Source organism: Pseudomonas fluorescens, assembly GCF_041354075.1.
GTDB classification, from domain to species: domain Bacteria; phylum Pseudomonadota; class Gammaproteobacteria; order Pseudomonadales; family Pseudomonadaceae; genus Aquipseudomonas; species Aquipseudomonas fluorescens_CE.
The window spans coordinates 1-13,127 of record NZ_JARZGC010000002.1 but is presented as its reverse complement, the minus strand read 5'-3'; the positions used below and the strand labels follow the sequence as shown (position 1 = coordinate 13,127).

Sequence of the window (13,127 nt, the reverse complement as noted above, 5' to 3'; positions counted from 1 at the left end):
AGGCAATGGGTCAGTAACACTGAGTTTAGCGCTGTGATTTTTGATTGAAAGACGATATTTTTCGCTTCGAGCTCAAATAATTTCGATCAATGGGGGCATGATGCTGCGTGAACTGAAAACCTTCCTGGCGGTGGCGCGCTACGGAACCTTCGCAGCGGCCGGCTTGCACATTGGCCTGACCCAATCGGCGGTGAGTGCGCAGATGCGCAATCTGGAGCAGGCGCTGGGCATTCGGCTGTTCGACCGCACCGGCCGCCAAGCCATTCTCAATGCGGCGGGCCAACGCGCATTGCCAATGGCCCGGGACATGCTCGAGACCTTCAGCCGCATGGCCGTCAGCGACGATGTCAGCGAGTACCGAGGCGAATTGAAGATCGGCGCGGTGGCCACGGCCCAGACCGGCCTTCTGCCTCAGGCCCTGTTGCGCTTGCGTCAACAGGCACCACTGCTGGAGCCGAAGCTGGTGCCCGGCGTGTCGCTCAACCTGCTCAGTCAAGTGGACACTGGCGAAGTGGACCTGGCTATCCTGATCAAGCCACCGTTCGAGCTGCCCAAGGAGCTGTCGGCCCAGGTCATTCGCCGCGAGCCGTTCGTTCTGATCGTCCCGGCCGACCTGGAAGGCGATGATCCGCTGCAGTTGCTGGCCGAACACCCCCACGTGCGCTATGACCGCAACTCGTTCGGCGGGCGGCTGGTGACGCGCTTTCTGCGCGAGCAGCAGATCGACGTGCAGGCGGCGCTGGAGCTGGATGAACTGGAAGCCATTGTGAAGATGGTCGAATGCGGACTGGGGATTTCACTGCTGCCCGAGGCCGGGTTGTGGCTGGAGCATGGTGCGAGGGTGAGGATCATCCGCTTGGGCGAATTGACGTTTCACCGCGAGATCGTGCTGTTGCAGCGTTACAGTCAGCGCAACCTGCCGATTCAGCAATTGTTTGCCGAATGCTTGCAGGCATAAAAAACCCGCCAATCAAGGCGGGTTCTTTTATTCGGCGCGCCGAAGATTACTCTTCGATGTTGCCCATGGCCGTGGTGTTGAAACCGCCGTCCACGTACATGATTTCGCCGCTGATGCCGGACGCCAGGTCCGAGCACAGGAAGGCGCCGGCGTTGCCGACTTCGTCGATGGTGACGTTGCGACGCAGCGGGGTTTGCGCTTCGTTGGCGGCCAGCATTTTGCGGAAGTTCTTGATGCCGGAGGCGGCGAGGGTGCGGATCGGACCGGCCGATACGGCGTTGACGCGGGTGCCGTCCGGGCCCAGGGAACCGGCCAGGTAACGTACGCCAGCTTCCAGCGAAGCCTTGGCCATGCCCATCACGTTGTAGTTCGGCATGGTGCGCTCGGCGCCCAGGTACGACAGGGTCAGCAGGCTGCCGTTGCGGCCCTTCATCATTTCGCGACCGGCCTTGGCCAGGGCCACGAAGCTGTAGGCGCTGATGTCGTGAGCGATGCGGAAACCTTCACGGGTGGTGGCTTCGGTGAAGTCGCCGTCCAGTTGGTCGCCCGGGGCGAAGCCGACGGAGTGCACGATGCAGTCCAGGCCGTCCCACTTCTTGCTCAGCGCTTCGAAGACCTTGGCGATTTCTTCATCGCTGGCCACGTCGCACGGGAAGCACAGTTCCGGGCTGGAACCCCAGCCTTGGGCGAACTCTTCGACACGACCCTTGAGTTTGTCGTTCTGATAAGTGAAGGCAAGCTCAGCGCCCTCGCGATGCATGGCGGCGGCGATGCCGGATGCGATGGACAGCTTGCTGGCGACACCGACGATCAGTACGCGCTTACCGGCGAGAAAACCCATGTGTTGCTCCTCTTTCAGGTTATTGCGCAGTGGCTGGAGCCAGGAAAGCGGCTTCCAGCAACTGCTGTGTATACGGATGTTGGGGGGCGGCAAAGATACTTTGCGCGTCTCCCTGTTCGACCACTTGGCCATGCTTGACCACCATCAACTGGTGGCTCAGCGCCTTGACGACAGCCAGGTCATGGCTGATGAACAGATACGTCAGGTTGTACTTGCTTTGCAGTGAACGCAGCAGCTCCACCACTTGGCGCTGCACTGTCCGGTCGAGGGCTGAGGTCGGCTCGTCCAGCAGGATCAGCGCCGGTTTCAACACCAGTGCCCGGGCAATGGCGATTCTCTGCCGTTGCCCTCCGGAAAATTCGTGGGGGTAGCGGTTCCGGGTGTCCGGATCCAGGCCTACCTCCTTCAATGCCGCAATAATCGCTTGTTCCTGTTCCGCCTCGGTGCCGATCCCGTGGATCCGCAGGCCCTCGCCGACGATCTGGCTCACGCACATTCGCGGGCTCAGGCTGCCGAAAGGGTCCTGAAACACCACCTGCATCTCCCGACGCAGCGGCCGAACCTGTTGTTGCGTCATGCAGTCTAGCTGCTTGCCTTCGAACCGGATCGCCCCTTGGCTGCCGATCAAACGCAAAATCGCCAGGCCTAACGTCGATTTGCCGGAACCGCTCTCGCCGACAATGCCCAACGTCTGCCCCTGGGGCAGGCTGAAATTGATCCCGTCCACTGCCTTGATGTGATCGACGGTCTTTTTCAGCAGGCCTTTCTTGACCGGGAACCAGACTTTAAGGTCCTCGACCTGCAGCAGCGGCGGCCCGATAACGTTGGTTGCCGGCTTGCCGCTGGGCTCCGCTGCCAGCAGTTCCCGAGTGTACGGATGCTGCGGCGCGCGGAACAACTCTTCGCACGATGCCTGTTCGACGATGCAACCGCGCTGCATGACACATACGCGATGCGCAATTCTTCGAACAAGGTTCAAATCGTGACTGATCAGTAACAGCGCCATGCCCAGGCGGGCCTGCAATTGCTTGAGCAATTCGAGGATTTTCAGCTGAACGGTAACGTCCAGCGCGGTGGTCGGTTCATCGGCGATCAGCAGTTCTGGCTCGTTGGCCAGGGCCATGGCGATCATCACCCGCTGGCGCTGGCCGCCGGACAGCTCGTGGGGCAAAGCCTTGAGGCGTTTCTCGGGCTCGGGAATGCCGACCATCTCCAGCAATTCCAGGGTCCGCCTGGTCGCCACTTTACCGACCAGGCCCTTGTGGATGCCCAGCACCTCATTGATCTGCTTTTCGATCGAGTGCAGCGGGTTGAGCGAGGTCATCGGCTCCTGGAAGATCATCGCGATCCGGTTGCCACGGATGTGCCGGATGGTTTTCTCTTTCAGGTCCAGCAGGTTCTGCCCGGAATACTCGATGGTGCCCGAGGGGTGGCGGGCGAGCGGGTAGGGCAGCAGGCGCAGGATCGAATGCGCGGTCACCGATTTGCCGGAGCCGCTTTCACCCACCAGCGCCAGGGTTTCGCCGCGCCTGATATCGAAACTGACGCCTTCCACCACGCGCTGGCTGTGCTCGCCTACGACGAATTCGACGGCCAGGTCGCGCACTTCGATCAGATTGTCCTGATTCATTTCACTTCCTCGGGTCGAAGGCATCGCGAGCGGACTCGCCGATAAACACCAGCAGGCTCAACATCAGGGCCAGCACCGCAAACGCGCTCATGCCCAGCCACGGCGCCTGCAGGTTGGATTTGCCCTGGGCCACCAGTTCACCCAGCGACGGCGCGCCCGGTGGCAGGCCGAAACCGAGGAAGTCCAGAGCCGTCAGCGTGCCGATGGCGCCGGTGAGGATAAAGGGCATGAAGGTCATGGTCGAGACCATGGCGTTGGGCAGGATGTGGCGGAACATGATTGCGCCATTCTGCATCCCCAGCGCGCGGGCGGCGCGCACGTATTCAAGGTTGCGCCCGCGCAGGAATTCGGCACGGACCACGTCCACCAGGCTCATCCAGGAGAACAGCAGCATGATCCCCAGCAACCACCAGAAGTTGGGCTGCACGAAACTGGCGAGAATGATCAGCAGGTACAGCACCGGCAACCCCGACCAGATTTCCAGGAAACGCTGGCCGGCCAGATCGACCCAGCCGCCATAGAAGCCCTGCAAGGCCCCGGCAATCACGCCGATGATCGAGCTGAGTACGGTCAGCGTCAGGGCGAACAGCACCGAAATACGGAAGCCGTAGATCACCCGCGCCAAGACGTCGCGCCCCTGGTCGTCGGTGCCCAGCAGGTTGTCCGCCGAGGGCGGGGCGGGGGCCGGGACTTTCAGGTCGTAGTTGATGCTCTGGTAGCTGAAGGGAATGGGCGCCCACAGCACCCAGGCGTCCTTGGCCTTGAGCAGCTCGCGGATGTACGGGCTCTTGTAGTTGGCCTCCAGCGGAAATTCGCCGCCGAAGGTGGTTTCCGGGTAGCGCTTGATCGCCGGGAAATACCAGCTGTTGTCGTAATGCACCGCCAGCGGCTTGTCGTTGGCGATCAGCTCGGCGCCGAGGCTCAGGCCGAACAGGAACAGGAACAGCCACAATGACCACCAGCCACGCTTGTTGGCCTTGAACAGTTCGAAACGTCGGCGATTGAGTGGGGACAGGTTCATCTCAATGCTCCCGGCTTTCGAAGTCGATGCGCGGATCGACAAAGGAGTAGGTGAGGTCGCCGATCAGTTTCACCAGCAGCCCCAGCAGGGTAAAGATGAACAGTGTGCCGAACACCACTGGGTAATCGCGGTTGATCGCCGCTTCAAAACTCATCAGGCCCAGGCCATCGAGGGAGAAGATCACTTCCACCAGCAGCGAGCCGGTGAAGAAAATCCCGATGAATGCAGAGGGGAAACCGGCGATGACCAGCAACATGGCGTTGCGGAACACGTGACCGTAGAGCACGCGGTTTTTGGTCAGACCCTTGGCTTTGGCGGTGACCACGTACTGCTTGTTGATCTCGTCCAGGAAGCTGTTCTTGGTCAGCAGGGTCATGGTCGCGAAGTTGCCGATCACCAGCGCGGTCACCGGCAATGCCAGGTGCCAGAAGTAGTCGAGAATCTTGCCGCCCGTGCTCAATTGATCGAAGTTGTTGGAGGTCAGGCCACGCAACGGGAACCAGTCCAGGTAGCTGCCGCCGGCAAACACCACGATCAGCAGGATGGCGAACAGGAACGAGGGGATGGCGTAACCGACGATGATCGCCGAACTGGTCCAGACGTCGAAGTGGCTGCCGTGCCGCGTGGCCTTGGCGATCCCCAGCGGAATCGACACCAGGTACATGATCAGCGTGCTCCACAGCCCGAGGGAGATCGACACCGGCATCTTTTCCTTGATCAGGTCGATGACCTTGGCGTCGCGGAAAAAGCTGTCGCCAAAGTCCAGGGTCGCGTAGTTCTTGATCATGATCCACAAACGTTCCGGCGCCGATTTGTCGAAGCCGTACATGTGCTCGATTTCCTTGACCAGCGCCGGGTCCAGGCCCTGTGCGCCGCGATAGGAACTGCCGGCCACCGACACCTCGGCGCCACCGCCGGCAATCCGGCTGGTGGCGCCTTCGAAGCCTTCGAGCTTGGCGATCATCTGCTCCACCGGTCCACCGGGAGCGGCCTGGATGATCACGAAGTTGATCAGCAGGATGCCGAACAACGTCGGGATGATCAGCAGCAGTCGTCGAAAAATATACGCCAGCATCTATTACTCCGTGCCCGCAGGGTCGGCTTGCAGTTTGGTTTCGACTTCTATTGCCGGCGCCACGTTCGGCTTGATCCACCAGGTGGCGATGCCGATGTCATATCGGGGCGAGGTTTTCGGGTGCCCGATGTGGTTCCAGTACGCCACGCGCCAGGTCTTGATGTGCCAGTTGGGGATCACGTAATAACCCCATTGCAGCACGCGGTCCAGTGCGCGGGCGTGGGCCACCAGGCTTTTGCGTGAATCGGCGTTGATCAGCTGTTCGACCAACTGGTCCACCACCGGGTCCTTGAGGCCCATGGAGTTGCGGCTGCCGGGACGGTCGGCGGCGTCTGTTTTCCAGAATTCCCGTTGCTCGTTACCCGGCGAGTTGGACTGCGGGAAGCTGCCGACGATCATGTCGAAGTCCCGGGAGCGAACGCGGTTGACGTATTGCGAGACGTCGACGCGGCGGATCACCAGGTCGATGCCCAGGTCGCTGAGGTTGCGCTTGAAGGGCAGCAGCACCCGTTCGAACTCGGTCTGGGCCAGGAGGAATTCAATGGTCACCGGTTTGCCGTTGGCGTCGACCATCTTGTCATCGACGATGCGCCAGCCGGCTTCCTGCAGTAACTGGTAGGCCTTGCGTTGCTGGGTGCGGATCATGCCGCTGCCGTCAGTGACCGGGTTTTCGAAGGCTTCGGTGAACACCTGCTCGGGGATCTTGCCGCGAAACGGTTCGAGGATCGCCAGTTGCTCGGCATCGGGCAGGCCGGTGGCGGCCATTTCCGAGTTTTCGAAGAAACTGCGGGTACGCGCATAAGCGCCATTGAACAGTTGCTTGTTGGTCCATTCGAAGTCCATCAACAGCGTCAGGGCGTGGCGCACCCGCACATCCTGGAACACCGGGCGGCGCATGTTGAAGACAAAGCCCTGCATGCCGGTGGGGTTGCCGTTGGGGATCTGTTCCTTGATCAGCCGGCCTTCGGTGACTGCCGGGATGTTGTAGCCATTGGCCCAGTTCTTGGCGGTCATCTCCAGCCAGTAATCGAACTGGCCGGCCTTGAGGGCTTCCAGGGCCACGGTGTTGTCGCGGTAGTAGTCGGTGAGCATCACGTCGAAGTTGTAGAAACCCCGGTTGGCCGGCAGGTCCTTGCCCCAGTAGTCCTTGACCCGCTCATAGCGTACCGAACGGCCGGCCTTGACTTCGGTGACCTTGTACGGCCCGCTGCCCAGCGGCATTTCCAGGTTGCCCTTGGTGAAATCCCGGGTCGCCCACCAGTGCTTGGGCAGCACCGGCAACTGGCCGAGGATCAACGGCAGTTCGCGGTTGTTGGTGTGCTTGAACTTGAACAGCACGGTGAGCGGGTCTTCGGCGACGGCCTCTTCGACATCGCTGTAGTAGCCACGGTAGAGCGGGGCGCCGTCCTTGATCAGGGTCTGGAAGCTGAACACCACGTCTTCGGCGCGTACCGGATGGCCGTCGTGGAAGCGTGCCTCCGGGCGCAGGTAAAAGCGCACCCAGCTGTTGTCCGGGGCTTTCTCGATCTTGCCGGCAATCAAACCGTACTCGGTGAACGGTTCGTCCAGGCCTTGTTTGGCCAGGGTGTCGTAGATCAGGCCGACGTCGTCCGCCGGCACGCCTTTGCTGATGAACGGGTTGAGGCTGTCGAAGCCGCCAAACCCGGCCTGACGGAAAATCCCGCCCTTGGGCGCGTCCGGGTTCACGTAATCGAAGTGCTTGAAGTCCGCCGGGTATTTTGGCGGCTCGTTGTAAAGCGTGACGGCGTGTTGCGGAGCGGCGCAGGCCAGTCCGCTGAACAACAGGCCGCCAGCCTGCAGGAGCAGGGCGCGTACAGGTTTCATCGATCTTTCTCCGAAGATTTCAACCACCACGCGCTCAGGCCCAGGGTGTAGGGCGGCGTGGTGACGAAGGCGAACCGGTTGCGGTACGCCAGGCGGTGATAGTTGAGATACCAGTTGGGAATGATGTAGTGCTGCCACAGCAGCACCCGATCCAGGGCCTTGCCGGCGGCCACCTGTTCGTCTCGGGTCCTGGCGGCGAGCAATTGATCAAGCAGGTGATCGACCACAGGATTGGCGATGCCCGCGTAGTTCTTGCTGCCCTTGATCCCGGCCTGGCTTGAGTGAAAGTACTGCCACTGTTCCAGGCCCGGGCTCAGGGTCTGGCTCTGGGTCATCAGGATCATGTCGAAGTCGAACTGATCGAGGCGCTGCTTGTACTGGGCGCGATCCACGGTACGCAGCCGGGCATCGATACCGATGCTGGCGAGGTTCTCGACGTAAGGCTGGAGAATGCGCTCCAGGTTCGGATTGACCAGCAGGATCTCCAGGCGCAGCGGCTGGCCGGCGGCATTCTGCAGTTGCTGGCCATTGAGTTTCCAGCCGGCCTCGGCCAGCAGGCCCAGGGCGGCGCGCATGGTTTCACGGGGAATGCCGCGCCCCTGGGTCTGCGCCAGGGTGAACGGCTCGGTGAACAAGCGGGCAGGCAACTGCTCGCGGTACGGCTTGAGCATCAGCCATTCGTGACCGACCGGCAGGCCGCTGGCGGAAAACTCGCTGTTGGGGTAATAGCTCATGGCCCTTTTGTAGGCGCCGCTGAACAGGGTGCGATTGGTCCACTCGAAGTCGAACATCAGACCCAACGCTTCACGCACCTTCGTGTCGGACAACGTCGCCCGACGGGTGTTCATGAACAGCCCCTGGGTCTGGGTCGGGATCTGGTGGGCAATCTGTGCCTTGATCACCTCACCCCGGTTGACCGCCGGGAAGCGGTAGCCGGTGTCCCAGTTCTTGGCCTGGTGCTCGATGTAGATGTCGAACTCGCCGGCCTTGAACGCTTCGAACGCCACGTCGCTGTCGCGATAAAACTCCACTTCCATGCGGTCGACGTTGTACTTGCCGCGATTGACCGGCAGGTCCTTGCCCCAATAGTCCTTGACCCGTTCGAAGACGATCTGCCGGCCGGGCGTGACCGAAGTGATGCGGTACGGGCCGCTGCCCAGCGGCGGCTCGAAAGTGGTTGCCTTGAAGTCTCGACCTTTCCAGTAATGCTGCGGCAGCACCGGCAATTCGCCCAGGCGCAGGATCAGCAGCGGATTGCCGCTGCGCTTGAAGACAAACCGGATGCGATGCGGGTTGAGCACATCGACGCGCAACACTTCCTGCAGGTTGGTGCGGTATTGCGGGTGGCCTTCCTTGAGCAGCAGGCGGTAGGAGAACGCCACGTCGTAGGCGGTGATCGGCACGCCATCGTGGAAGCGTGCTTCCGGGCGCAGGTTGAACACCACCCAACTGCGGTCCTCGCTGTACTCGACCGATTGGGCGATCAGGCCATAGCTGGAGGTGGGTTCGTCTCCGGACGGTGCGTACTGGCCAGTGCCAACCATCAGCGGCTCATTGAGTTCGTTGATGCCGTATTGCAGGAAGTTCGGCGTGGAGACCGGGCTGGAGCCCTTGAAGGTGTAGGGGTTGAGCGTATCGAAGGTGCCAAACGCCATCACCCGCAACGTGCCACCCTTGGGGGCTTGCGGGTTAACCCAGTCGAAGTGGGTAAATCTGGCCGGGTACTTGAGTGTGCCGAACTGCGCATAACCGTGACTTTCGCTGATCGTCGCGTTTGCAGAGGAGCTCAAGACCAGGCTGATCAGCAGAGTGAGGAGGGGACGCGTCAAGTCAGAAATCCGATCCATGCGGCTTGGGCTTTTATGGCTCGTACAGTAACAGCTTGTATGGACAGGAAAAAGACAGGGCGTTAATGCGGGGTTAATTGTTGGCGCAAGGCCGCTTGGCGAGCTCGCGCTCACATAAAAAAATCCCCTGAATTCAGGGGATTGTCATTAGCGCGGCGATGCGACGGTGAGCATCTGTCCAGGCTTGAGGGCCTTGCCGACCCGTGGGTTCCAGCGCTTGAGGTGTTGCATCTCGACGTTGAAACGCTTGGCGACGATGTACAGCGAATCGCCCTGCTGAACCTTGTACTGGGTCTGCTCTTTCTTGCCTTTGGCCTTCGTTTTGCTGTTGGCCGCGACCACGGTGTCAACTCGCCCGCTGCTGCGCTTGCTGTTGCGTTGGCTGTTGCGCTCGCTGTTGTCCTGCATCACCAGCGTCTGGCCGACCTTCAGATTCTGCCCGGTCAGCTTGTTCCAGCGTTGCAGATCCTTGACGTCGACCTTGTTGGCCTTGGCGATGGTGCCCAGGTTGTCGCCACGTTTGACCCGATAGCTGCGCTTGGCGCTGGCGATCCGGGGGCTGTCGGCACCTTCGAAGACCGGCTTGAGCGGGCGCTTGCTGATCAGTTCTTCCGGACGCATGGTCGACAGGCTGGTCGTCAACAGCTGCGCCTTGGACGTTGGCACCAGCAGGTGCTGGGGCCCGTCGATGGTGGTGCGCTGCTTGAAGGCCGGGTTGAGCTGGAACAGCTCGTCCTCGTCGATATTGGCCACGGCGGCGACCTTGGACAGGTCCATGCGCTGGTTGATCTCGACCACCTGGAAATACGGTTCGTTGGCGATCGGGTTGAGGTTCACGCCATAGGCTTCGGGAGCCAGCACGACTTGCGACAGCGCCAGCAACTTCGGCACATAGGCCTGGGTTTCAGATGGCAGTGGCAGGTTCCAGTAATCGGTGGGCAGGCCCAGCTTTTCGTTGCGCTCGATGGCACGGCTGACAGTCCCTTCGCCGGCGTTGTAGGCCGCCAGGGCCAGCAACCAGTCGCCGTTGAACATGTCGTGCAGGCGTGTCAGGTAATCCATCGCGGCGGTGGTCGAAGCGGTGATGTCGCGACGGCCATCATAGAAGCGGGTCTGGCGCAGGTTGAAGTAACGCCCGGTGGACGGGATGAACTGCCACAGGCCAACCGCATCGGCCCGGGAATAGGCCATCGGGTTGTAGGCGCTTTCAATCACCGGCAGCAGCGCCAGTTCCAGCGGCATGTTGCGTTCTTCGAGGCGTTCGACGATGTAATGAATATAGAGGCTGCCGCGTTCGCCGGCGTTCTCGAGGAAGGAGGGGTTGCTGGCGAACCACAGGCGCTGTTGCTCGATGCGCGGGTTGACGCCCAGGCCTTCCTGCAGCTGGAAGCCCTGGCGCATGCGTTCCCAGACATCCTGCGGAACTTGCGGGCTCGGCTTTTCGCTGAGCCAGATCGGCTTCTGTTTGGCCCGCGCGGCAATGTTCGGCGTGTGAGTCGCTTCAGTCTGGGGCACATGGCTGGAACAGCCCGCCAGCGTGGCGGACACAGCCACCGCTATGGCTTGCGCCAGGCGGGTCAATGCGTCTGAATGGACGGACTTACGAATAGATGACGACATTGGCTGGAAGTAAGTTCCGGGCAAAAATGTCGGGCGATTCTAGAAAGCGCACCCCCTGCGGTCAACCATTGCGATCGGCCCCAGTGACGCAGGGGCCTCTCAGAAGGTGTCTTTCCACGCCCTCAGAGCCGCAAAAACCGCACTGGGAGCCCGGTCTTGCGGGCCATTCCGTTCGTCCACTTTATCTTTAACGGATGTTTCACCGGTTCTCAGAAACGGGTTCGTCAGCTTTTCCAGGGCCAGGGTCGATGGCAGGGTAATGATCCCGGCCTGACGTTTTTGCGTGACATCGGCCAGGCGTTCGGCGGTGTGCCGGTTGCCGGGCTCGACCGCGACGGCAAAGCGCAGGTTGCTCAGGGTGTATTCGTGAGTGCAGTAGACCCGCGTCTGCTCGGGCAGGGCCGCGAGACGGCGCAGCGAGGCGTGCATCTGCTCGGGTGTGCCTTCGAACAGGCGTCCGCAGCCGGCGGCGAACAGGGTGTCACCACAGAACAGCACGCCGTCATGATAGAAGGCGATGTGGCCCAGGGTATGGCCGGGAACCGCGAACACTTCAAAGTCCCAACCCAGGACGTTGAGGCGGTCATTGTCCTTGAGGGCAACGTCGCGCGCCGGGATTTTTTCGCTGGCGGGGCCGTAGACCTTCGCGTCTGTCGCTTTTTTCAGCTGTTCGACACCGCCCACATGGTCGTGATGGTGATGAGTGATCAGAATGTCACTGAGCACCCAGCCCGGATTATCGGCCAGCCAGGCCTGCACCGGTGCGGCATCGCCCGGATCGACCACGGCGCAACGTCGGGTGTCGGGGTCTTGTAACAACCAGATGTAGTTGTCTGTGAAGGCGGGCAGGGCTGTGATCTGTATCATCGTCGGATTCGCCAAGCGGTAAACAATGGCGCATCTTAGAACTTCCTGGCGCGTTGGAGAATGCAATGACCGATAAAGCGTTCGCTCAGGCTGATCCTGACTGGCTGGCGTTGATCAGCGCGGCCCGTGAATGGCTGTCCGGCCCGCTTGGGCAATTTTTGCTGGACGAAGAGCGGCGCATGCTCGAAGAGGAGCTGGGGCGTTTCTTCGGCGGCTACCTGGTGCATTACGGTCCGTCGGCCGAAACACCGCCTTCGGCACCGCAGGTGCAGCGCAATGTGCGACTCGGCGCGCCGTTGCCGGGAGTCGAGATCGTCTGTGAAGAACAGGCCTGGCCGTTGAGTGAACATGCTGCCGATGTGGTGGTGTTGCAGCACGGCCTGGATTTTTGCCTGTCGCCCCACGGTCTGCTGCGCGAGGCAGCCAGCAGCGTGCGGCCCGGCGGGCATTTGCTGATCGTCGGGATCAACCCCTGGAGCACCTGGGGGCTGCGGCATGTATTTGCCCATGACGCCTTGCGCAAGGCCCGTTGTATTTCCCCGTCACGGGTCGGTGACTGGCTTAACCTGCTGGGTTTCGCGCTGGAGAAACGCCGCTTCGGGTGCTATCGTCCGCCGCTTGCGTCGCCCGCCTGGCAAGCACGGCTGGCCGGTTGGGAACGCAGGGCCGGTCACTGGCAGCTCTCGGGTGGCGGCTTCTATTTATTGGTGGCACGCAAGATAGTCGTCGGCCTGCGCCCGCTTCGCCAGGAACGCCGCGAGCCGATGGGCAAGCTGATCCCGCTGCCGATGGCCAAGGTCAACCGGCGCAATATCGAACCGTAAAACCTGTTTCATTCCCGGCCGGGCGCGTCCCGGCCTCGGGCTTCGTCGAGCGCGGCTCGGCGGGCCAGCGCATTTTCTGGATAGATTGGCATGAGCGATAGCGTAGAACTCTTCACCGATGGCGCCTGCAAGGGCAATCCCGGCCCCGGCGGCTGGGGCGCTTTGCTGGTGTGCAAAGGCGTCGAGAAGGAACTGTGGGGCGGCGAAGCCAATACCACCAATAACCGCATGGAACTGATGGGGGCGATCCGCGGGCTGGAAGAACTCAAGCGGTCCTGCGACGTGCTGCTGGTGACCGACTCGCAGTATGTGATGAAGGGCATCAACGAGTGGATGGCCAACTGGAAGAAGCGTGGCTGGAAAACGGCGGCGAAAGAACCGGTGAAAAACGCCGACCTGTGGAAGCAGCTCGATGAACAGGTCAACCGTCACAACGTCACGTGGAAGTGGGTGCGCGGGCACATCGGGCATCATGGCAACGAGCGGGCCGACCAGTTGGCCAACCGGGGGGTGGATGAGGTGCGGGGTTACAAGCAGGGCTGAGCACAGCGTTGACCTTATCGCGAGCAGGCTCGCTCCCACACTGGACTCTATGTGGG

The 13,127-nt window shown here is 61.5% G+C and carries 11 protein-coding genes; 3 read left to right on the top strand and 8 right to left on the bottom strand.

Features of this window, described 5'->3' with window-relative positions; genetic code table 11:
* The first annotated feature begins 100 nt into the window (after window positions 1-100).
* Window positions 101-958: a LysR family transcriptional regulator gene (locus QIW53_RS02325; RefSeq protein ID WP_371048089.1), complete on the top strand. Its 858-nt coding sequence runs from the start codon at window positions 101-103 to the stop codon at window positions 956-958.
* Between the two features lie 46 nt (window positions 959-1,004).
* On the opposite strand, the gene fabI is transcribed toward QIW53_RS02325, so the two are convergent.
* The 8 genes from fabI to gloB all read right to left on the bottom strand — a co-directional run bounded on the left by fabI (window position 1,005) and on the right by gloB (window position 11,704).
* Complete coding sequence (gene fabI, locus QIW53_RS02320; RefSeq protein ID WP_371048088.1) at window positions 1,005-1,799, bottom strand: enoyl-ACP reductase FabI; 795 nt, start codon at window positions 1,797-1,799, stop codon at window positions 1,005-1,007.
* A gap of 19 nt (window positions 1,800-1,818) precedes the next feature.
* Window positions 1,819-3,429 (bottom strand): ABC transporter ATP-binding protein, encoded by a 1,611-nt coding sequence (locus QIW53_RS02315; RefSeq protein ID WP_192303000.1) that lies wholly within the window; start codon window positions 3,427-3,429, stop codon window positions 1,819-1,821.
* 1 nt (window position 3,430) lies between these two features.
* Window positions 3,431-4,450, bottom strand: a complete 1,020-nt coding sequence (locus QIW53_RS02310) for an ABC transporter permease (protein WP_371048087.1) — start codon at window positions 4,448-4,450, stop codon at window positions 3,431-3,433.
* A 1-nt stretch (window position 4,451) separates the two neighbouring features.
* Window positions 4,452-5,525: a microcin C ABC transporter permease YejB gene (locus QIW53_RS02305; protein ID WP_371048086.1), complete on the bottom strand. Its 1,074-nt coding sequence runs from the start codon at window positions 5,523-5,525 to the stop codon at window positions 4,452-4,454.
* 3 nt (window positions 5,526-5,528) lie between these two features.
* On the bottom strand, window positions 5,529-7,370 hold the full coding sequence (locus QIW53_RS02300; RefSeq protein WP_371048085.1) for an extracellular solute-binding protein: 1,842 nt from the start codon (window positions 7,368-7,370) through the stop codon (window positions 5,529-5,531).
* Window positions 7,367-9,199 carry an extracellular solute-binding protein gene (locus QIW53_RS02295; RefSeq protein ID WP_371048084.1) on the bottom strand — a complete coding sequence of 611 codons (1,833 nt, stop codon included), beginning with the start codon at window positions 9,197-9,199 and terminating at the stop codon, window positions 7,367-7,369. The genes QIW53_RS02300 and QIW53_RS02295 overlap by 4 nt, the downstream gene beginning before the upstream one ends.
* Before the next feature lie 165 nt (window positions 9,200-9,364).
* Window positions 9,365-10,837: a transglycosylase SLT domain-containing protein gene (locus tag QIW53_RS02290; RefSeq protein ID WP_371048083.1), complete on the bottom strand. Its 1,473-nt coding sequence runs from the start codon at window positions 10,835-10,837 to the stop codon at window positions 9,365-9,367.
* A gap of 99 nt (window positions 10,838-10,936) precedes the next feature.
* Entirely contained in the window at window positions 10,937-11,704 is a 768-nt protein-coding gene (gene gloB / locus QIW53_RS02285; RefSeq protein WP_371048082.1) for a hydroxyacylglutathione hydrolase, read from the bottom strand.
* 65 nt (window positions 11,705-11,769) lie between these two features.
* Between gloB and QIW53_RS02280 the strand changes: the two genes are divergently transcribed.
* Both QIW53_RS02280 and rnhA read left to right on the top strand, forming a co-directional pair.
* A complete protein-coding gene (locus QIW53_RS02280) occupies window positions 11,770-12,528 on the top strand; it encodes a methyltransferase domain-containing protein (protein WP_371048081.1) in 759 nt (252 codons plus the stop codon).
* Window positions 12,529-12,618: 90 nt separating this feature from the next.
* The gene (rnhA, locus tag QIW53_RS02275) at window positions 12,619-13,071 is read left to right on the top strand and encodes a ribonuclease HI (RefSeq protein WP_371048080.1); all 453 of its coding nucleotides are present in this window, start codon (window positions 12,619-12,621) and stop codon (window positions 13,069-13,071) included.
* The last annotated feature ends 56 nt before the right edge of the window (window positions 13,072-13,127 follow it).